Annotated in this window: 17 protein-coding genes and 2 pseudogenes; 9 read left to right on the forward strand and 10 right to left on the reverse strand. The window is 71.4% G+C overall.

Annotation, left to right across the window (positions count from 1 at the left end; genetic code table 11):
• Positions 1-79 precede the first annotated feature (79 nt).
• A complete protein-coding gene (locus tag H293_RS0102170) occupies positions 80-1,525 on the forward strand; it encodes an MFS transporter (protein WP_028807466.1) in 1,446 nt (481 codons plus the stop codon).
• 50 nt (positions 1,526-1,575) lie between these two features.
• Here the strand turns inward: H293_RS0102170 and H293_RS0102175 are convergent, their stop codons facing one another.
• From H293_RS0102175 to H293_RS52500, 3 genes and pseudogenes are all read right to left on the reverse strand, one after another.
• Positions 1,576-5,892: a cation-translocating P-type ATPase gene (locus tag H293_RS0102175; RefSeq protein WP_020116243.1), complete on the reverse strand. Its 4,317-nt coding sequence runs from the start codon at positions 5,890-5,892 to the stop codon at positions 1,576-1,578.
• A gap of 9 nt (positions 5,893-5,901) precedes the next feature.
• Entirely contained in the window at positions 5,902-6,417 is a 516-nt protein-coding gene (locus H293_RS59800; RefSeq protein WP_259294405.1) for a hypothetical protein, read from the reverse strand.
• 94 nt (positions 6,418-6,511) lie between these two features.
• Positions 6,512-6,926 (reverse strand): annotated as a pseudogene (locus tag H293_RS52500) (MmyB family transcriptional regulator); the annotation flags it as partial.
• 11 nt (positions 6,927-6,937) lie between these two features.
• Between H293_RS52500 and H293_RS52505 the strand changes: the two are divergent.
• Positions 6,938-7,527 (forward strand): annotated as a pseudogene (locus H293_RS52505) (MFS transporter); the annotation flags it as partial.
• A 96-nt stretch (positions 7,528-7,623) separates the two neighbouring features.
• Positions 7,624-7,830 carry a hypothetical protein gene (locus H293_RS0102200; protein WP_020116246.1) on the forward strand — a complete coding sequence of 69 codons (207 nt, stop codon included), beginning with the start codon at positions 7,624-7,626 and terminating at the stop codon, positions 7,828-7,830.
• A gap of 15 nt (positions 7,831-7,845) precedes the next feature.
• Here H293_RS0102200 and H293_RS0102205 read toward each other — a convergent pair whose 3' ends face one another.
• From H293_RS0102205 to H293_RS0102215, 3 genes are all read right to left on the reverse strand, one after another.
• Positions 7,846-8,433 (reverse strand): TetR/AcrR family transcriptional regulator, encoded by a 588-nt coding sequence (locus H293_RS0102205; protein ID WP_020116247.1) that lies wholly within the window; start codon positions 8,431-8,433, stop codon positions 7,846-7,848.
• Between the two features lie 147 nt (positions 8,434-8,580).
• Positions 8,581-9,591, reverse strand: coding sequence for an aldo/keto reductase (locus tag H293_RS0102210; RefSeq protein WP_028807469.1), 1,011 nt, complete (start codon positions 9,589-9,591; stop codon positions 8,581-8,583).
• 71 nt (positions 9,592-9,662) lie between these two features.
• Positions 9,663-10,274, reverse strand: a complete 612-nt coding sequence (locus H293_RS0102215; RefSeq protein WP_020116249.1) for a LysE family translocator — start codon at positions 10,272-10,274, stop codon at positions 9,663-9,665.
• 196 nt (positions 10,275-10,470) lie between these two features.
• On the opposite strand from H293_RS0102215, the gene H293_RS0102220 reads away from it, so the two are divergent.
• Positions 10,471-11,580 (forward strand): endonuclease/exonuclease/phosphatase family protein, encoded by a 1,110-nt coding sequence (locus H293_RS0102220; protein ID WP_020116250.1) that lies wholly within the window; start codon positions 10,471-10,473, stop codon positions 11,578-11,580.
• 63 nt (positions 11,581-11,643) lie between these two features.
• Here H293_RS0102220 and H293_RS0102225 read toward each other — a convergent pair whose 3' ends face one another.
• Entirely contained in the window at positions 11,644-13,026 is a 1,383-nt protein-coding gene (locus H293_RS0102225) for a glycine--tRNA ligase (RefSeq protein WP_020116251.1), read from the reverse strand.
• Between the two features lie 185 nt (positions 13,027-13,211).
• On the opposite strand from H293_RS0102225, the gene H293_RS0102230 reads away from it, so the two are divergent.
• The 5 genes from H293_RS0102230 (at position 13,212) to H293_RS0102250 (ending at position 18,877) form a co-directional block, all read left to right on the forward strand.
• Entirely contained in the window at positions 13,212-14,162 is a 951-nt protein-coding gene (locus H293_RS0102230; protein ID WP_020116252.1) for a metal ABC transporter substrate-binding protein, read from the forward strand.
• Positions 14,159-14,941, forward strand: a complete 783-nt coding sequence (locus H293_RS0102235) for a metal ABC transporter ATP-binding protein (protein WP_020116253.1) — start codon at positions 14,159-14,161, stop codon at positions 14,939-14,941. Before H293_RS0102230 ends, H293_RS0102235 begins: the two co-directional genes overlap by 4 nt.
• Positions 14,941-15,843, forward strand: coding sequence for a metal ABC transporter permease (locus tag H293_RS0102240; protein WP_020116254.1), 903 nt, complete (start codon positions 14,941-14,943; stop codon positions 15,841-15,843). The genes H293_RS0102235 and H293_RS0102240 overlap by 1 nt, the downstream gene beginning before the upstream one ends.
• Before the next feature lie 58 nt (positions 15,844-15,901).
• Positions 15,902-16,318, forward strand: a complete 417-nt coding sequence (locus H293_RS0102245; RefSeq protein ID WP_020116255.1) for a Fur family transcriptional regulator — start codon at positions 15,902-15,904, stop codon at positions 16,316-16,318.
• 159 nt (positions 16,319-16,477) lie between these two features.
• Positions 16,478-18,877 (forward strand): M4 family metallopeptidase, encoded by a 2,400-nt coding sequence (locus tag H293_RS0102250; RefSeq protein ID WP_028807471.1) that lies wholly within the window; start codon positions 16,478-16,480, stop codon positions 18,875-18,877.
• Between the two features lie 30 nt (positions 18,878-18,907).
• On the opposite strand, the gene H293_RS0102255 is transcribed toward H293_RS0102250, so the two are convergent.
• The 3 genes from H293_RS0102255 to H293_RS0102265 all read right to left on the reverse strand — a co-directional run bounded on the left by H293_RS0102255 (position 18,908) and on the right by H293_RS0102265 (position 20,827).
• Entirely contained in the window at positions 18,908-19,756 is an 849-nt protein-coding gene (locus H293_RS0102255) for an isoprenyl transferase (RefSeq protein WP_020116257.1), read from the reverse strand.
• Positions 19,757-19,815: 59 nt separating this feature from the next.
• Positions 19,816-20,565: a DNA repair protein RecO gene (recO, locus tag H293_RS0102260; RefSeq protein WP_020116258.1), complete on the reverse strand. Its 750-nt coding sequence runs from the start codon at positions 20,563-20,565 to the stop codon at positions 19,816-19,818.
• Positions 20,566-20,635: 70 nt separating this feature from the next.
• Positions 20,636-20,827: a hypothetical protein gene (locus tag H293_RS0102265; protein WP_020116259.1), complete on the reverse strand. Its 192-nt coding sequence runs from the start codon at positions 20,825-20,827 to the stop codon at positions 20,636-20,638.
• Positions 20,828-20,948 lie beyond the last annotated feature (121 nt).

The following is a 20,948-nucleotide window of genomic DNA, read 5'->3' on the forward strand; positions in this document are numbered from 1 at the left end:
GCGGCCGGCACGGATCGTGCACGATCATGCACTAACCATTAGTTAGACGTACTATTGAAATCGGCGTACGATGAAGCGCATGCCCGAGCTCAGCCATCGCCGACGCATGCTGGTCCTCGCGATCTGCTGTATGAGCCTCCTGATCGTGAGCCTCGACACCACGGCCCTCAATGTCGCCCTGCCCGCCATGCAGCGGGGCCTGGACGCGAGCACCGCGGGCCTCCAGTGGACGATCGACGCGTACACCCTGGTCCTCGCCTCCCTGCTGATGCTGGCCGGCTCCACGGCCGACCGGATCGGCCGTAAGCGCGTCTTCCTGGCGGGCCTGGTCGTCTTCACGATCGGCTCCGCACTGTGCTCCGCCGCGCCGAACCTGGAGGCGCTGGTCGCCTTCCGGATGGTGCAGGCGGTCGGCGGTTCGATGCTCAACCCGGTCGCGATGTCGATCATCACCAACACCTTCACCGACCCGCGCGAGCGGGCGCGGGCGATCGGCGTGTGGGGCGCGGTCATCGGCATCTCGATGGCCGCGGGACCGCTGGTCGGCGGGGTGCTCGTGGACTCGGTCGGCTGGCGCTCCATCTTCTGGGTCAACCTGCCGGTGGGCCTCGCGGCCCTCCTGCTCACCCTGCGGTACGTCCCCGAGTCCCGGGCGCCCAAGGCCCGCCGCCCCGACCCGGTCGGACAGCTCCTGGTGATCGCGCTGTTCGGCTCGCTGACGTACGCGATCATCGAGGCGCCGGCCTCGGGGTTGTCGTACGTCCTGCCCTTCGCCGTCGTGACCGTCCTCGCGCTGGCCGGGCTCCTCTGGTACGAGCCCCGGCGTGACGAGCCCCTCATCGGCCTGCGGTTCTTCGGGTCCGCACCCTTCAGCGGGGCCACGGTGATCGCGATCAGCGCGTTCGCGGGTCTTGGCGGGTTCCTGTTCCTGTCGACGCTGTACCTCCAGAACGTCCGGGGGCTGGACGCGCTGCACGCGGGCCTGTGGATGCTGCCGATGGCGGTGCCGATGTTCCTGTGCGCGCCCCTCGCCGGGCGGCTGGTGGGGAGCCGGGGGCCGAGGTTGCCGTTGGTGGTCGCGGGGGTCGCCATGACGGTGAGCGGGGTGCTCTTCGCGGCCTTCGACGCGGAGACGTCCGACGTGACGCTGTTGCTCGGGTACCTGTTGTTCGGGATCGGCTTCGGGTTCGTCAACGCGCCGATCACGAACACCGCGGTCTCCGGGATGCCGCGCGCCCAGGCCGGGGTCGCGGCGGCCGTCGCCTCCACCAGCCGCCAGCTCGGGCAGACGCTCGGGGTCGCGGTGGTCGGGGCGGTGCTGGCCTCGGGGGTCGGTTCGTCGTCGTACAAGGACGCGTTCGTGTCCGCCGCGGTGCCGGGGTGGTGGATTCTGGCCGGGTGCGGGGTCGCTGTGCTGATTTTGGGGGCGGTGACCACTGGGCCGTGGGCCCGGCGTTCCGCTGAGCGGACGGCTGAGCGGCTGGAGTCGGCGGAGGTTCGCGAGGCGGCGGGGGTCAGCGCGTAGTTTTGCGCCTGACGGCCGGTGGGGCTTCCCGCGCCCCTGGGTGGGTCAACTCAGCGCAGGTGACTCAGTACCGTTCGCTCCAGTCCAGGCAGAAACCTCTGACCCGCCACCGCCAGCCCGATCGCCGCCCCGACCCCAGCCCACGCCATTGGTCCCAGCGGTGTGCAGCCGAGCAGTTGGCTGACGCCCGGTGTCTCCACCACCGCGAACAGGACCGCCGCCGAACCCAGGGACGTCACGCGGACCAGCGGACTCTCCCGGCGGTCCGCGAGGGTCTGGGCCAACTGCGTGCCCACCACCGCGCACAGGGCCATCGTCGTCGAGCGGCGGGCCGTGCCCGGGGTGAAGCGGCCGATCAGCCAGGCCACGGTGGCGCCCAGGCAGGTGGTGATCGCGCGGTCGCGGATCTGACGGGTCAGAGCGGCGCCCAGGACCGTGTCGACCGAGGGCTCGTCCCCCGCCTCCGTGGGTTTCTCCGTCGGTGTCACGGCCACGGCCATCGCCGGGAAAAGGTCGGTGAAGAGGTTCACCAGGAGCATCTGGCGGGTGGACAGGGGTGCCGCGCCCGACAGGAGGGTGCCGAGGATGCCGAAGCCCACCTCGCCCGCGTTGCCGCCGATCAGGATGGCGATGGCGTCGGCGACGGAGTGCCACAGGGCGCGGCCCTCGCGGACGGCCTCGATGAGGACGGTGAGGTCGTCGCCGGTGAGGACGAGGTCGGCGGCGTTGCGGGCGGCGGCCGAGCCGCGGGCGTTGATGCCGACGCCGATGTCGGCGGCCCGGATGGCGGCCGCGTCGTTGGCGCCGTCGCCGACCATGCCGACGACCCGGCCCGCGTCCCTGAGGGCCTCGACGACCTGGAGCTTCTGCTCGGGCGCGACCCGGGCCACGACATCGGCGTCGCGCAGCATCCGGGAGCGGGCCGAGCGGTCGGCGGCGGCCAGTTCGTCGCCGGTGACGACCGTGGCGTCCTCGGGCCAGCCGAGGTCGGTGGCGATGGCGTGGGCGGTCTGCGGGTGGTCGCCGGTCAGCACGACCGGCCGTACGCCCGCCTCGCGCAGTCCGTGCACCAGGTCCGGGGAGGTGTCCCGGGCCACGTCGGCGAGGGCCAGCAGGCCCACGAACTCCAGGTCCCGCAGAGGCTCTTCGAGTACGGCCCTCCGGTCGCCGTCGTTGCCGTTGCCGTTGCCATCTCCGTCGCCGTCGAGCGGACGCCGGGCGACCGCCAGGACGCGCAGGCCGTCGCGGGCCAGCGACTGGGCCCGGGCGGAGGCGTCGGCGGGGAGGTCGGCGCAGGCGGGCAGGACGGTCTCCGGGGCGCCCTTGAGGACCAGTACCGGGGAGCCGTCGCCGGGGTGTCCGACGGCGGCGGCGTAACCGCGGCCGGCCTCGAAGGGAAGGCCCTCCAGCTGGGTCCACTCCTCGTCGGGCGCGGCCGCGTCCAGGACGGCCTCGTCGGTGGCGTGCGCCGGACGCTGCCCGGAGTCGCCGTCGAGCTGGGGACAGGCGCGGGCCGCGATGCGCAGCGGGCCGTCCGCGTCGGGCTCGTCCGGGGTGTGGACCGTGCCGTCCACGTCGCTGACCCGGACCAGGCGCAGCCGGTTCTCGGTGAGGGTGCCGGTCTTGTCGAAGCAGATGGTGTCCATGCGGCCCAGGGCTTCGAGGGTGCGCGGGGCGCGGACCAGGACGCCGTGCGCGCTGAGCCGGCGGGCGGCCGCCAGCTGCGCGACCGTGGCCACCAGCGGCAGCCCTTCCGGTACGGCGGCCACCGCGACCGCGACCCCGCCGCTGACCGCCTGGCGCAGGGGTGTGCCGCGCACCAGGGCGAGCCCGGTGACGGCGGCGCCGCCCGCCATCGTCAACGGCAGTGCCTTGCGGGTGAGTTCCTGGAGCCGGGCCTGGACTCCGGCGGCGGCCGGGGTACGGGCGGCGAGCGCGACGGCGCGGGCGGCCTCGGTGCGGTCGCCGGTGTCGACGACGACCGCGCGGGCGTTCCCGGCCACCACGGTCGTCCCCTCGAAGACCATGCAGTGCCGTTCGGCGACGGGGGCGCGGGGGCTCGGGTCGGTGCGCTTGCCCACCGGCAGGGACTCACCGGTCAGCGCGGACTCGTCGACCTCCAGACCGTCCTCCCACAGCAGCCGGGCGTCGGCGGGCACGACGTCGTCCAGCGCGAGCTCGATGACGTCCCCGGGGCTCAGCCTGGCGGCGTCGACGACGTGCGGTTCCGCGTCCCCCTCGGCGACCCGGGCCTTCTGCTTCTGCTGGGCCAGCAGCCCCGACAGGGCCCGCTCGGCGCGCAGCCGCTGCAGGCCGCCGACGAGCGCGTTCAGGTCGAGGGCGCCGACCACCAGCAGGGCGTCCATCGCGGACCCGAGGATCGCCGACGCGGCCGAGCCGACCGCCAGGACGGGGGTGAGCGGGTCGTCCAGCTCGCCGCGCACGGCCCGGGCGAGCTGCGCCGACCACCTGGCGGGGGACAGCACGGGAAGTCGTACGACGGCGTCGGCGGCGGTGCGGACCCGTGCGGTCGTCTGCTCGACGAGCGTCGGTTCCGGGGGTGCCTCCTGTTCCAGCCGGTCGCGTACGTCGTCCGGGTGCAGGGCGTGCCAGGCCACCCGGGGACGCGGGTGCGGGAGGCTCGTGGCGGCCACCCGCAGGGCGGCGCGGGTGCCGGTGAACAGGGCGACAGCCGCGGCCGCGTCGACGGGTGCGTGCCGGAGGCCGGGGATGGCCGTACGACGTCGGCCGCGGCCCGACTCGCCGACGGCGACGAGGAGTCCGGACAGGGCGGCGCCCGAGCGGGCCAGGGTCTGGGAGCGGTGGCCGACCGCGCGGGCCGCCGGTACGGCGGTCAACAGCCGCCAGACGTCGGGCAGTCCGTGCGGGGCGAGGACGTCGGCGCCCCAGGCGACCGCGCTGCCGCCGTCGGTGAGGGAGACGGCCACGTCGCCGCGGAGGAGTCCGGCGACGACGTCGGCGTCCTGGGGGCGTGCGACGGTGAGTACACCGCCTTCGCCATCGCGGAGTTGGTCGACGATGTCCCGCAACGGCCGCCCCGCGTCCATGACTTGGTCGGCGAGGCCGGTGAAGTCGGCCAGCGCGGGGTCGTCCAGGACGACGACCCGGAGTCCGGCGCGGCGGGCCGCGTCCAGCACCGGCTCGGCCCAGGCGTCGGCGCCCGCGCCCGGGGTGCGCAGGGCGCTCGGGTGCAGGAGGACGGTGCCGACGGTCTCCAGCTGCCGCAGCCGGTCCGGCTCGCGCACCAGGACGCCGGAGCGCGACAGGGTCGCGCTCAGTACCGCGTGGAAGGCGGCGGGGCCGTAGCGCGCGGCCTTGGGGGAGCCCGCGAGGACGGCCTCGGCGGCCTCGGTCACGTCGTGTTTGACGAGGAGCGCGGCGACGGCGCCGCCGAGGCTGCCGGCCGAGGCGTGGCCCGCGTACTCCTGGGCGGGCGAGGGGCGCGGGGGCGGGCGCAGGGCCTGGTCGGCGGGCACGCTGACCCGGTCGGGGACGCAGAGGTCGTCGTGGACCGTCTCGAAGGCGGCCGTCCGGACCAGGGCCTCGGCGAGCTGGCAGGTGCGCAGGGTGCCGTCGAGCAGCAGGGAGGTGGGGCTCTGGCCGGCACCGTGCACGGCGGCGTTCACGGCGGCCAGCGCCACGTCCGTCCGCGCGCTCCCGAGTCGCTCCCGCAGCCGGCCTCTGAAGCGGGGGTTCTCCCGCAGCAGCATCGTCACCGCGGTCACCGGCCGCGGCGAGGCGGGCAGCCGCAGCGCGGACCCGGTGACCGCGGCGACGGCTCCGACGGCGTCGGCGGCGAGCGCCAGGGCGGCGGTCCGCACCGAGCCGGGGTCACCGGGATGGGCGAGCTCCTCGACGTCCTGGTCGTCCGCCACCAGGCCGTACCGCTCGGCCAGCGCCGCGACCCGCTGCTCGACGCGCTCGGTGGCCACACCCTCCACCGCGGTCACGACGAGCCGTCCGAGGCCCTCGTCCCAGTAGGCCAGCGCGATGTCGGGGTGCTCGGCGAGGGCGGTGACGAGACGGCGGGCGCGGTGTTCGGTGGGGGCGGAGCGGGCGCGGTGCTCCCGACCGTCCCCTCCCTCCGCTCCGGCCGTTCCGTCCGTCTCGGCGCGCAGCGCCATGTGCACCCGGTGGCCCGCTCGCCAGTGCGGGGACGCTCCCGGGAGGGCCGCCCGGGCGGCCCTCGTGGTGCGGGCCGCGAAGTCCGCGGTGCGTACCCCGGCCCGTGCCGTTCCGGCCACCGCTCCGGCGGCCGCGCCGACCGCGGCGGGCGTACCCCGGGCGAGCAGGCGCGGGCCGGCCAGGACGAGGCCCGCGGCGGCTGTCGTGAGTCCTCGGTTCATCGTTCGTCCTCAGTCGCCGGAGCGGGCACGGCGCGCGGTGGAGCCCCCGGGGCCGCGTGGGCCGGCCGGTGCGGCCGTCTCGTGCGGAGGGAGCCTGTCGGAGGGTGTGCGCGACGCGGAGGAGGGTGCCCCGGACGCCTGGTGGGACGCGGTGCCAGGGGTGCCGTGGGACGAGGCCAGCACCCGGGGGGTGGGCCGGGTTTCGTCGTCCGGCTCCTCCCGCTCCCCCGGCCTCGGCCGGGTCAGCCACGCCACCGCCGCCCCGGTGACCGCGACGGGCCATTCGACGACGCCCGCGACACCGAGCACCCCGGCCCCGGCGTACACCGCGAGCCGCCGGCCGCGGGGGGACACCGCCCCGACCCGGTCCAGCGCTCCGCCGGCCACCCGGCCCACCGTCCCGGCCCCGGGCACCTTCCCCAGGACCGACACGGCCGCCCGCAACGGCTGCGGAAGCCCCTGCGTCGACGACGGTGACGGTGCCGGTGATCCTGCTACCTGCTGCGACGACTTCTGCTCGGCCATGACTCGCCTCGCATGTGGGGGGTTCTGTTCGGACCGCCCGAGTTCCCCCACTCCGGACGGTCATCCCCCACGGCGACGACGTTGCGAGCCTCGCTCACGTCCGCGCGGGCGGCGTCCTCTCCAGGGCGATCGCGTGCAGCCGCTCCAGCCGTCGCCGGGACTCCTCGTCCGCGGGGGCGTAGGTCACCATGCGCGGGCCCGCCTCGGGACCGAGCCACAGGTCGGTGTGGTCGACGCTGACATGGCCGACGTAGCGGTTCAGGAACTCCTTGCGGCGGCCCCGGTGTTCGATGACCTCGTGCCGGTCCCAGACCTCGCGGAACTCCGGGGACTCGGCGCGCAGCCGCTTCCGGAGCATCTGACGGCCGGGCTCGGCGAGGTGGCCGGCCATGGTGGCGCGGAAGCGGGCGGCCATCAGGCGCTGCGCCTCCGGCAGGTGGATGATCGAGGAGCCAGTCGTCGTTGGTGTAGGAGAGGATCATGCAGTTGCGGTCCTCGGGCGGCACTGCTGGATGGCGGGGTGTCGCTGCGCCGGGGCCTGCTGCTGATCCTGCCCTTCTCGATGGGCTTCGCCGGGTTCATGTTCGTGATCGCGGTGGCCCTTCAGGAGGGGGCTGGCCGCAGCCCCGTCCAGGCGGGTTTCGCGCTGGTCCCGCTCGCGGTGACGTTCCTGTTCACGTCGATCGCCGGGCCGCGGCTGATCTCGCGCTTCGGCACCCGGGTGGTGACCGCGGGCTTGCGCTGATCCAGGGGGTCGGCCTGGGCCTGATGATCCTGGCGGCCCGTTCCTCCTGGCCGGACCTCGGTCTGCTGCCCCTCCTGCCCGGCGGCGCGATCGCCGGAGTGGGCCAGGCGCTCCAGCTGCCCGTGGTCTTCCGGATCGTCCTGTCCGAGGTGCCGCCCGCGCGGGCCGGTGTGGGCAGTGGCGTGATGGTCACCACCCAGCAGGCCTCCCTGGCCCTGGGCGTGGCCACGCTGGGCAGCCTCTTCCTCGCCCTGGTGCCGGGCATGGGCATGCGGGACGCCCTGGTGACGACGCTCCTGGTCCAGCTGGCCGGGGTGGCCCTGACCGGCGTCCTGAGCCTGCGGCTGCCGCGCACGATCGACTGACCGGACCCGACCGGGCTCAAGTCCCGGCGAACGCCCCGTGAAGATACTGCTGTTGATGTTGTTCTTGCTGCACACTCCTAGCCGGAGGCGAGGCAGATGGTGCAGATCGGCACGAGCAAGGTGAGCCGCTGGGACCGGCACGGCCGCGAACATGTCGTCCAGGTGCAGCGCAAGGGCGCGCAACGCACGATCAGATGTGACACCTGCGGCTGGCACAAGGGAGCGCAGTTCCTGCCCTGGCTGAAGGCGGAGGAGCACCTGGCGGAGGCGCACCAGGCGACGGTGGAACCGTCGACGTCGTAGCGGGGGTGGCGGTGGTCAGGCCTTGACGCCCCGTACCAGCAGGTCCAGCAGCGCCGTGAACTCCTCCTGCGCGCCCGGCTTCTCCCACTCCCCGGCGTAACCGGGGTCGTGGAAGCGGCCGGTGGCCTGGAAGAGGGCCCGGGCCGTGACGGCCGGGTCGGCGACGGTGAAGGTGCCCGCGTCGACGCCGTCCTGGACGACGCGGGTGAGTTGGCCGGTGAGGTCGGTGAGGTGCTCGATGACCGCACCGACGTTCTCGCCGGTCAGGACCGTGTACGTGGCGAACAGCTCCGGATCGTCGCCCGCCTTGCGGCGCTTGGCCTCGAAGAGCGCGGCGAGCCAGTCCCGCAGCCGGGCCTCCGGATCACGGTCCTGCGCGGCGATCGCGGCCAGCACGCTCGTCGTCCGGTCCAGCCACCGCTTCGTCACCGCCTCCCGCAGCGCCGCCTTGGTCCGGAAGTGCCGGTAGACGCTGCCATGGCTGACGCCGAGCGCGCGTGCCACGTCGACCACGGTGGCCTTGGCCGGGCCGTGGCGGCGCAGCACCTCCTCGGTGGCTTCGAGGATGCGCTCGGCGGTCAGAATCTGCGGAGTCGAGGACATGGCCCAGACCGTACCCGGGGGCGAATCAACGCTCCACCTGCTCCCACCGCACCCCCGCCCAGCCCGCACCCACGACTGACGCCGACCACGCCGGCCTCCACCGCACCGTGAACGCGCGGCATGTCCGGGCGGTACCCGGGCCGGTGCTCACCGCTCGCTGTCGAGCATGGCCATCAGCGGCTTCGCGTACCGCTCGCCGGCCGCCGCGTCCGCGGGTACGGCGTCCTCGATGGCGGCGAGGTCGGCGGGCTCCAGGGTCACGTCCAGGGCGCCCAGGGCCTCGGCGAGCCGTTCGCGGGTCCTCGCGCCGACCAGCGGCACGATGTCGTCGCCCCGGGAGGCCACCCAGGCGATGGCGATCTGCGCGACCGTGACGCCCTTCTGTTCGGCGATCTTGCGCAGCGACTCGACCAGCGCGAGGTTGTGCCGGAGGTTGTCGCCCTGGAAGCGGGGCGAGTGGGCCCGGAAGTCGTTCGCGGCGAGTGGCCGGTCGGCCGTGAGGTGGCCGGAGATCAGTCCACGGGAGAGCACTCCGTACGCGGTGACGGAGATGCCCAGTTCGCGCAGGGTGGGCAGGATCTCCCGCTCGGGGCTCCGGGATATGAGCGCGTACTCGATCTGGAGGTCGGCGATGGGGGCGGTGGCGGCGGCCCGGCGGATGGTGTCGGCGCCGACCTCGCTGAGCCCGATGTGCCGGACCCAGCCCTTCTCGACCAGTTCGGCGATCGCGCCGACGGTCTCCTCGATCGGCACCTGCGGGTCGAGCCGGGAGGGACGGTAGACGTCGATGTGGTCGACGCCGAGGCGCTGGAGGGAGTACGCGGCGAAGTTCTTCACCGCGCCGGGGCGGCCGTCGAAGCCGGACCAGCCGCCGTCCGGGTCGCGCAGGGCGCCGAACTTCACGCTGAGCAGCGCGTTCTCGCGCAGGGCGGCCGGCGCGGTGCGCAGTGCCTCGCTGATCAGCAGTTCGTTGTGGCCCATGCCGTAGAAGTCGCCGGTGTCCAGCAGGGTGACACCGGCCTCCAGGGCTGCGTGGAGGGTCGCGATCGACTCGGCGCGGTCCGTGTCGCCGTACATGCCGGACATGCCCATGCAGCCGAGGCCGAGGGCGGAGACCTGGGGGCCGGTGGTTCCGAGGGTTCGGGTTGGCATCGTCATGCCGTCCACCCTGCCATGACAGATGACAGATTTCAATATCTGTCATCTGTCATTCGTCACCGGCGCATCGATCACCCGTCAGTGGTGGCCAGCTTGGCCCCGAGCAGCACGAACGACCCCGCGAAACCCCGCCGCAGCCAGGCCATCACCCGCGGCCGTGCGATCACATGGCTGCGGACCGAGGCGGCGAGCACCCCGTACCCCGCGAAGACCACGAAGGTCGCCAGCATGAAGACCCCGCTCAGGGCCAGCATCCGGGGCAGCGCCCGCGGCTCGCCCGGATCCACGAACTGCGGCAGGAAGGCGAGGAAGAAGATCGTCAGCTTCGGGTTGAGGAGGTTGATCAGCACTCCTCGGACGATCACGCGGCCCGCGGACCGGGGCGCGCCGTCCTGGTCGACGTCGATGACCTCCTTGTCCCGCACGGTCGCCCAGGCCATGTACAGGAGGTAGGCGACCCCGGCGCACTTGACCGCCTGGAAGGCCACGGCACTGGCGTTCAGCAGCGCGGCGAGCCCGGTGACGGTGGCCAGGACGTGCGGCACGATCCCGAGGGTGCAGGCGAACGCGGCGACGACGCTCGCGCGCGGACCGCGGGAGAGACCGGCGGCGAGCGTGTAGACGACCCCGGTGCCGGGAGTGGCGACCACGACCAGGGTGGTGAGGAGAAAGGCGAGGCTCATGCGGGCCACCCTGTCGTCGCCGTGGACCGGGATACAGGGCCAATCGCCCACCGGGCAACGGGACCAATGTCCGGTCCGCCGTTCCGTTCGACACGCTTCACAGCAGCCCGGAGAATAGAGGCTGTCGGCGTGCAGTCATCCCGGCGGCGCCTGCCGTCGGCCGCGCGGTGATCCAGCGCCGCCCAGGGAGGCCGCGATGGCCGTCCGTATCGGCACGTTCAACACCGAGAACCTCTTCCGTCGTCCCTCCGTGTTCCGCCTTTCGGGCGCGACGGAGCGCAAGAACGTCCTCGACGATTTCGACACCTTGGTCGCTCTCCTGGACAAGGAGACGTACACCGACGAGGACAAGCGGAAGATCTCGGAGCTCATCCTGAAGCACCGGGCGTACAGCAGCGACCCCGAGAACCCGCCGCTGATCTACGTCAACCAGAACCGTCCCGGGAAGAAGAGCGGGCTCTTCGACACGCCCCCTCCGGGGACAGAGCCGACAGAGCTGCCGATCCTCGCCGGCGGCCGGGGGAAGTGGGCCGGCTGGGCCGAACTCGGCCAGGACGACCTGGACATGGCCGCGGTCAGCAACACCGGGCGGGTCATCAGAGAGGTGAACGCCGAAGTCCTCCTGACGCCCGAGGTCGAGGACCGGCTCACCCTGGACCGCTTCAACGAGCAGGTTCTGGGCCTGGGCTGGCAGCCGTACCCCGTCGATCTGCTGATCGACGGCAACGACCCGCGGGGCATCGACATCGGGATCCTCAGCCGCTTCCCGGTCACATCCGTCCGTCCGCACCTCTTCGATCCGGACCCGGAAGACCCGACGAAGCACCTGTTCAGCCGTGACTGTCCCGAGTACGAGATCCAGCTCGACCAGGAGAGCCTGGTGATCCTCGGAAACCACCTCAAGAGCAAGTTCAACGACGACCCGGAGCTGCGCCTGCACCAGGCCGAGCGGGTCGCGGAGATCTACCGGGCCGCGCTGGAGCGCACCCCGAACGTCGTGGTCGCCGGAGACCTCAACGACACCCCGGACAGCAAGCCGGTCGAAACGCTGCTGGACGCCGGCCTGCGCGATGTGATGAGTCACCCCTCCTACCAGGGCGACGACCACGGCACCCACGGCACCTGCAAGCGGGAACGCGACAAGCTCGACTACATCATGCTGTCGCCCGCGCTGTGGGAGAAGGTGCAGAACGTGGGCCTGGAGACGCGGGGCATCTTCGCCCACTCGAACCACTTCAACACCGTCAAGACGAAGATCGACGAGGCATCGGACCACGCCGCGCTCTACGTGGACGTGGCGATCTGACGAAAACGCCCGCCCTCCGGCCGACAGGGTCGGCCGGAGGGCGGGCCTGGAGCGAGGCGGACGTCAGCAGCCGAGCAGGCGCCCGGCCAGGTACCCCTCGATCTGGTCGAGGGAGACGCGCTCCTGCTTCATGGAGTCGCGCTCGCGGACCGTCACCGCGTTGTCGTCGAGGGTGTCGAAGTCGACCGTCACGCAGTACGGCGTGCCGATCTCGTCCTGACGCCGGTAACGGCGGCCGATCGCGCCGGCGTCGTCGAACTCGATGTTCCAGTTCTGGCGCAGCGCCTGGGCGAGGCCCTTGGCCTTCGGGGACAGCTCGGCGTTGCGGGACAGCGGCAGGACCGCGACCTTCACCGGGGCGAGGCGGTGGTCGAGGCGCAGCACCGTGCGCTTCTCCAGCTTGCCCTTGGCGTTGGGCGCCTCGTCCTCGATGTAGGCGTCGAGCAGGAACGCCAGCATCGCGCGGCCGACACCGGCCGCGGGCTCGATGACGTACGGCGTCCAGCGCTCGCCGGCCTCCTGGTCGTAGAAGAAGAGGTCCTGGCCGGAGGCCTTGGAGTGGGCGGTGAGGTCGTAGTCGGTGCGGTTGGCCACACCCTCCAGCTCACCCCACTCGTTGCCGCCGAACTGGAAGCGGTACTCGATGTCGGCGGTGCGCTTGGAGTAGTGGGAGAGCTTCTCCGCCGGGTGGTCGTACCAGCGCATGTTCTCCTCGCGGAGACCGAGGCCGGTGTACCAGTTCCAGCGCTGCTCCATCCAGTACTCCTGCCACTTCTCGTCCTCGCCCGGCTTGACGAAGAACTCCATCTCCATCTGCTCGAACTCGCGGGTGCGGAAGATGAAGTTGCCGGGCGTGATCTCGTTGCGGAAGGACTTGCCCATCTGCGCGATGCCGAACGGCGGCTTCTTGCGCGAAGCGACCTGCACCTGGGCGAAGTTGGTGAAGATTCCCTGCGCGGTCTCGGGACGCAGGTAGGCCACGGAGCCGGAGTCCTGGGTCGGGCCGAGGTGGGTGGAGAGCAGACCCGAGAACTGCTTGGGCTCGGTGAACTGGCCCTTGTTGCCGCAGTTGGGGCAGTTCACGTCGGCGAGGCCGTGCTCCGGGGCGTGCCCCTTCTTGGCCTCGTAGGCCTCCTCCAGGTGGTCCGCGCGGAACCGCTTGTGGCAGGAGGTGCACTCGGTCAGCGGGTCGGTGAAGGTGGCCACGTGACCGGAGGCGACCCAGACCTCGGGGGCCAGGATCACGGACGAGTCGAGACCGACCACGTCCTCGCGGGACGTCACCATGTAACGCCACCACTGACGCTTCAGGTTCTCCTTGAGCTCGACACCCAGCGGTCCGTAGTCCCAGGCGGCCTTCTGGCCTCCGTAGATCTCACTACAGGGGAAAACGAAGCCCCGGCGCTTGCTCAGGCTGACGATGGTGTCGATCTTGTCGGCGGCCACGGTGCTCTCTTCATGACGAATGGACATTGGGGAGGGGCGGCGCGAAGCGCCTCGGTGGGGGGTGGTGGTCGGGAGGCGGGCGGGCGAATGCCTCAGGTTACCGGCGCTGCCACCCCCGGTATCAAATCGGTTCGGGACCCGGACTTTGTTGACAACGGTTTCCATATTTGATGAAAATGACTGTCATGAACGTACGACGACGCCTCATACCCCTGGTCGCCGCCGCAGGCGCCCTCTCCGCCCTCTCCGCGTGCTCCACCGACAGCGCCGCCGCGGGGGACACCGGCAAGTTCGACGTCGTCGCGTCCTTCTACCCGATGGCCTTCCTCGCCGAGCAGATAGGCGGGGACCAGGTGCACGTCACCAGCCTGACCGAGCCCGGCCAGGAGCCGCACGACCTGGAGATCAGCGCCAAGCAGACCGCGCAGCTCCAGGAGTCCGACGCGGTGCTCTACCTCAAGAACCTCCAGCCCTCCGTGGACGACGCGGTGAACCAGTCCGAGATCAAGACCAAGATCGACGCCTCGTCCCTCACCTCGCTGGAGAAGCACGGCAACGAGGTCGGCGGCCACGCTGCCGAGCACGACGACGACGCACACGGCGAGGAAGCCGGCGGCGAGGACCCCCACATCTGGCTCGACCCGGTGAAGTACGCGGAGGTCGCCAAGGGCGTCGGCACCGCCTTCGAGAAGGCCGACCCGGACCACGCGGCCACCTACAAGGCCAACACGGCGGCCCTGGTGAAGAAGCTCGACGCCCTGAACACGAAGTTCGAGAACGGTCTGAAGAACACCGACACCAAGGTCTTCATCACCACCCACGCCGCCTTCGGCTACCTCGCCGAGCGCTACGGCCTCACCGAGGAGGCCATCAACGGTCTCGACCCCGAGTCGGAGCCGAGCGCCGACCGCGTCAAGGACCTTGAGAGGATGGCGAAGGCCGACGGCGTCACGACCGTGTTCTACGAGACGCTCGTCAGCGACAAGACCGCGAAGACCATCGCCTCCGACGCCGGGCTGAAGACGGACGTCCTCGACCCGATCGAGGGCATCACCGCCAAGTCCCGCGGCAAGGACTACTTCTCGGTCCAGGAAGCCAACCTGAAGGCGCTGCAGGGCGCCCTGGGAGCGAAATGACACCGGAGGACGGCATGAGCGAGTCCGTCATCACGCTGCGCGGAGTCCGCGCCGACCTGGGCTCGCGGCCCGTTCTGCGCGGCATCGACCTCACCGTGCACCGCGGTGAGGTCGTCGCGCTGCTCGGCGCCAACGGCTCCGGCAAGTCCACCGCGATCCGCACGATCATCGGCCAAGTGCCCGTGTCCGCCGGGCAGATCGAGCTCTTCGGCACCCCGCGCGGGCGCTTCCGGGACTGGGCGCGGGTCGGGTACGTCCCGCAGCGCACCACCGCCGCGGGCGGCGTCCCCGCGACCGTCACCGAGATCGTCTCCTCGGGCCGGCTTTCCCGCGCCCGCTTCGGCATGCTCCGCAAGGCCGACCACGAGGCCGTACGCCGGGCCCTGGAGCTGGTCGGCATGGCGGACCGGGCCAAGGACTCCGTGAACGCCCTCTCCGGCGGCCAGCACCAGCGGGTGCTGATCGCCCGCGCACTCGCCGCCGAACCCGAACTCCTGATCATGGACGAGCCGATGGCGGGCGTGGACCTGGCCAGCCAGGAGGTGCTGGCGCGGACCCTGAAGGACCAGGTGGCCCAGGGCACCACGGTCCTGCTCGTGCTGCACGAACTGGGCCCGCTGGAGCCCCTGATCGACCGGGCGGTCGTCCTGCGTGACGGCTGTGTCCAGCACGACGGTCCTCCCCCGCGCGCGGTCGGCCAGCACGCCCTGCCGGGACACGACCACGTCCACCCCCACTCCCCCGACCACGAGCCGATGCGCACAGGACTGCTGAGCTGATGGACTTCCTCGACTACGCCTTCATGCAGCGGGCCCTGCTCGCCGCCGTCCTGGTCGGCATCACCGCCCCCGCCGTCGGCATCTACCTCGTCCAGCGCCGCCAGGCCCTCATGGGCGACGGAATCGGCCATGTGGCGTTGACCGGCGTCGGCCTCGGCTTCCTGCTCTCCTGGTCGCCGGTGTGGATGGCCACCCTCGTCTCGGTTCTCGGCGCGGTCCTCATGGAGCTGATCCGCTGGTACGGCAAGACGCGGGGGGACATCGCCCTCGCGATGCTCTTCTACGGCGGTATGGCCGGCGGCGTGCTGCTCATCAACCTCGCGCCCGGCGGCTCCAACGCCAACCTGACGTCGTACCTGTTCGGCTCCCTGTCGACAGTGAGCCAGTCCGACGTGACCGCGATCTGCGTGCTGGCCGCGTTCGTGGTACTCGTCACCCTCGGCCTGCGCCGGCAGCTCTTCGCGGTCAGCCAGGACGAGGAGTTCGCGCGGGTCACCGGTCTCCCGGTGCGCGCGCTCAACCTGCTGACCGCGGTCACGGCCGCCGTGACGGTGACCGTGGCGATGCGCGTGGTCGGACTGCTGCTGGTCAGCGCGCTGATGGTGGTGCCGGTGGCGGCGGCGCAGCAGCTCACCCGGAGCTTCGCGGCCACCTTCGCGATCGCGGTGGCGATCGGCGTGACGGTGACGACCGGCGGCACCGTGACCTCGTACTACCAGGACGTGCCGCCCGGTGCGACGATCGTGCTGCTGACCATCGGGGCGTTCATCGTGCTGACGGGGCTGGCCACCCCACTGGCCAGGCGACGGGCCCGGGCGGCCGCCGCCGCGCAACCCGCCCCGGACCCCGCCGAGTGCGCGATTCCGGCCAGTCGGCAGGCGGACGGCCCGGTCGGCGTCTGACCCGGCACAGGCCGGGCTGGCACAATGGCCCGGCAGGCGCCGAACGAAGGAGGAACCCGTGACGACCGCAGGACCGCCCGTGAAGGGCCGCGCGACCCGGCAGCGGGCCGCCGTGGCGGCGGCCCTCGACGAGGTCGACGAGTTCCGCAGCGCCCAGGAACTGCACGACATGCTCAAGCACAAGGGCGACGCCGTCGGTCTGACCACGGTCTACCGCACCCTCCAGAACCTCGCCGACGCGGGCGAGGTCGACGTCCTGCGCACCTCCGACGGCGAGTCCGTGTACCGCCGCTGCTCCACCGGCGACCACCATCACCACCTGGTCTGCCGGGTCTGCGGCAAGGCCGTGGAGGTCGAGGGCCCGGCCGTCGAGAAGTGGGCCGACGCGATCGCCGCCGAGCACGGATACGTCAACGTGGCGCACACCGTGGAGATCTTCGGCACCTGCGCGGACTGCGCGGCAGCCCAGGCCTGACACCCACAAGGAACACACAGCGGAGCCGAGGGATAACCCTTGGCTCCTTCTCCTTTGCATGACATGGCCCGAACAACGTGCCACGCTCCCTCCAGCTCTGACGCAGTCCCCGCACGGCACCTCCACCCCGTCGTCGCAGTAGGAGCAGTAGGAGTACGAGTGAGACCCTCCCCACGAAGATCAGCCGTCGCCGCGTCCCTGGTGGCCGCCGCGTCCCTCCTCGCCGTAGGCGTCCAGACGGTGCCCGCCGCCGCGAAGCCCGCCGCCCCTCACCCAAGCCCCCTGCGCACCGGGGGCTTGGAGGCCAAGCTCTCCCCCGCCCAGCGCACCGCGCTGATCAAGAGCGCGTCCGGCAGGGCCGCCGCGACCGCCGGCTCCCTCGGCCTCGGTGCCAAGGAGAAGCTGGTCGTCAAGGACGTCGTCAAGGACAACGACGGCACCCTGCACACCCGCTACGAGCGCACCTACGACGGCCTGCCCGTCCTCGGCGGCGACCTGGTCGTGCACACGCCCCCGGCCGCCCAGGCCACGGGCACGCTCAGCACCACCTTCAACAACAACCGCCGTACCGTCTCGGTGAAGTCGACGACCGCCACGTTCGGCAAGGCGGCCGCCGAGTCCAAGGCGCTGAGGACCGCCAAGGCGCTCAAGGCCGAGAGCCCCGCCGCGCAGAGCGCCCGCAAGGTGATCTGGGCGGGCTCGGGCACGCCGAAGCTCGCCTGGGAGACAGTGGTCTCCGGCTTCCAGGACGACGGCACGCCCAGCAAGCTGCACGTCATCACCGACGCCGGCACCGGCGCCGAGCTCTCCCGCTTCGAGGGCGTCGAGACCGGCACCGGCAACAGCCAGTACAGCGGCACGGTCAGCATGAACACCACGCTGTCCGGTTCGACGTACCAGCTGTACGACACCACCCGCGGCGGCCACAAGACGTACAGCCTCAACAACGGCACCTCGGGCACCGGCACGCTGATGACGGACGCGGACGACGTGTGGGGCACGGGCTCCGGCTCCAACACCCAGACCGCCGGGGTGGACGCCCACTACGGCGCCCAGGAGACCTGGGACTTCTACAAGAACACCTTCGGCCGCAGCGGCATCAAGAACAACGGGGTCGCCGCCTACAGCCGTGTCCACTACAGCTCGGCGTACGTCAACGCCTTCTGGGACGACGACTGCTTCTGCATGACGTACGGCGACGGCACCGGCAACACCCACGCGCTGACCTCGCTGGACGTGGCGGGGCACGAGATGAGCCACGGGGTCACCTCGAACACGGCAGGGCTCAACTACACCGGTGAGTCCGGCGGGCTCAACGAGGCAACCTCCGACATCTTCGGCACCGGCGTGGAGTTCTACGCCAACAACTCCTCCGACGTCGGCGACTACCTCATCGGCGAGAAGATCGACATCAACGGCGACGGCACGCCGCTGCGGTACATGGACAAGCCCAGCAAGGACGGCGGCTCGGCGGACAGCTGGTACTCGGGCGTCGGCAACCTCGACGTGCACTACTCGTCCGGACCCGCGAACCACATGTTCTACCTGCTCTCCGAGGGCAGCGGCACCAAGACCATCAACGGCGTGACCTACAACAGCCCGACCTCGGACGGGGTCGCCGTCGCCGGGATCGGCCGGGCCGCCGCCCTGCAGATCTGGTACAAGGCGCTGACGACGTACATGACGTCGAGCACCAACTACGCCGGGGCCCGCACCGCCGCCCTCAACGCGGCGGCCGCCCTCTACGGCACCAGCTCCGCGCAGTACGCCGGGGTCGGCAACGCCTTCGCGGGCATCAACGTCGGCAGCCACATCACCGTGCCGTCGACCGGCGTGACGGTGACCAACCCGGGCAGCCAGTCCGCCAAGGTCGGGACGGCCGTGAGCCTCCAGGTCAGCGCGAGCAGCACCAACAGCGGCGCACTGACCTACGCGGCCTCCGGGCTGCCCGCCGGCCTCTCGATCAGCAGCTCCACGGGGCTGATATCCGGCACCCCGACCACGGCCGGCAGCTACAGCACCACGGTCACGGTCACCGACAGCACCGGAGCCACCGGGACGGCGTCCTTCACCTGGACGGTCAGCTCGACCGGCGGCGGCACCTGCACCTCCGCGCAACTGCTGGGCAACCAGGGCTTCGAGTCGGGCAGCACGACCTGGAGCGCGTCCAGCGGTGTCATCACCAACGACACCGGCGAAGCCGCCCGCACCGGCTCCTACAAGGCCTGGCTGGACGGCTACGGCTCCACCCACACCGACACGCTCTCCCAGTCGGTGACGATCCCGAGCGGCTGCACGGGGACGACGTTCACCTTCTATCTGCACGTCGACACCGCGGAGACCACCACCAGCACGCAGTACGACAAGCTGACGGTGACCGCCGGTTCGACGACCCTGGCCACGTACTCGAACCTGAACGCGGCCTCCGGGTACGTCCAGAAGTCCTTCAGCCTGTCGGGCTTCGCCGGTCAGACGGTCGCCCTGAAGTTCACCGGTGTCGAGGACTCCTCGCTCCAGACGAGCTTCGTGATCGACGACACTGCGGTGACGACGAGCTGATCCTCTGAGCGACGAGGGCGGTCCGGAGGCTCAGGCCTCCGGGTCGCCCTTCATCGCTTCCTCCATGGCGAGCAGCTCCTCGTTCGGGACGGCCCCGCCGAAGCGGCGGTCCCGGGAGGCGAACTCGACGCACGCCCGCCACAGGTCACGGCGGTCGAAGTCGGGCCACAGGACGTCCTGGAAGACCATCTCGGCGTACGCGCTCTGCCAGAGCAGGTAGTTGGAGGTGCGCTGCTCGCCGCTGGGCCGCAGGAACAGGTCCACGTCGGGCATGTCCGGGTAGTACAGGTACTTCGCGAGGGTCTTCTCGTTGACCTTGGACGGGTCGAGGCGGCCCGCCCTCACGTCCTCGGCGAGCGCCTGCGCGGCATCCGCGATCTCGGCACGGCCGCCGTAGTTCATGCAGAAGTACAGGGTCAGCTTGTCGTTGCCCTTGGTCTGCTCCTGGGCGACCTGGAGCTCCTTGGCGACGGACTTCCACAGCTTGGGCATCCGGCCCACCCAGCGCACCCGGATACCGAGCTCGTCGAGCTGGTCGCGGGTCTTGCGGATGAAGTCCCGGTTGAAGTTCATGAGGAAGCGGACCTCGTCGGGCGAGCGCTTCCAGTTCTCGGTGGAGAAGGCGTACAGCGAGATGTTCTTCACGCCGGCCTCGATGGCGCCCTGGAGCACGTCCAGGACCCGCTCGGCGCCGACCTTGTGCCCTTCGGTCCTGGGCAGCCCGCGCTCCTTGGCCCACCGCCCGTTGCCGTCCATGACGATCGCCACATGCTCGGGGATCAGCTCACCGGGGAGCTTCGGCGCGCGGGCACCGGACGGGTGCGGCTCCGGCGCCCTGTACTCGCGCCGCCGGCGCCCCAGGATCCCGTTTACGGCCATGGTGCTTCTCGTCTCCTCAGTGGTGCTCTACGACTGTGGTGGTCTACGACTGTGGTGGTCTACGACTTTTCCACGTACCGAAGTGAGCGCAGCCCGCGCTCCATGTGCCAGTGCAGGTAGGCCGACACCAGCCCGCTGCCCTCCCTGACGTACCGCGGCTCGCTCGCGTCCGCGGTCTCCCAGTCTCCCGTAAGCAGCGCGGCGAGGAGTTCCAGGGTCTGCGGCGACGGTACGACGCTGCCGGGCACCCGGCAGTCCACGCAGACCGAGCCTCCCGCGGCCACGGAGAAGAAGCGGTTCGGGCCGGTCATGCCGCAGCGCGCGCAGTCGCTGAAGCTGGGGGCGTAGCCGTTGACCGCCAGGGAGCGGAGCAGGAAGGCGTCGAGGACCAGGTGGGGCGCGTGCTCACCCCGGGCGAGGGTGCGCAGGGCGCCGACCAGCAGCAGGTACTGCTGGACGGCCGGCTCGCCCTCGTGGTCGGTGAACCGCTCGGCGGTCTCCAGCATGGCCGTCCCGGCGGTGTACCGGGCGTAGTCGGAGACGATCCCGCCACCGTACGGAGCGATGGTCTCGCTCTGTGTGCACAGCGGCAGGCCGCGCCCGATGAGCTCGCTCCCCCGCGCGAAGAACTGCACGTCGACGTGGGAGAAGGGTTCGAGGCGGGCGCCGAACTTGGACTTGGTGCGGCGCACGCCCCTCGCCACGGCCCGTACCCGCCCGTGACCCCGCGTGAGCAGCGTGATGATCCGGTCGGCCTCCCCCAGCTTCTGCGTCCGCAGCACGACCCCGTCGTCCCGGAAGAGACTCATCGCACACCCCCGCGCGGGGGGCGCGGCACGGTGCCGTCGTAGCGGAACAGACTCATGAGCCCATTCTCGCCTACGCGGAACCGTGCTCGTCGGCGTCCGCGACTACGCCCTCCGCCGGGGTGGCTTCCCGCAGGGCGTCCGGTACCGCGTCCCACTCCCTGCCGCCGCCGTACGGTCTGAGTTGGACGTACGGCCCCTCATGCCCCATCACGACGCCGGACCTCCCGGTACGGGTGTCCACGACGTAAGAACCCACGGGCATTTTCGTCACCGATTCCCTCCTGACTCCGATTTCATCGAACTCCCCGCCTTTTTCGGGTTTCACTCTTCCCTGCTCCACCGTGGTCTTTTTTCCCTACACTCGGCAGGAGTCTGTGCACTAC

Source organism: Streptomyces canus 299MFChir4.1, assembly GCF_000383615.1.
GTDB classification, from domain to species: Bacteria; Actinomycetota; Actinomycetes; order Streptomycetales; family Streptomycetaceae; genus Streptomyces; species Streptomyces canus_C.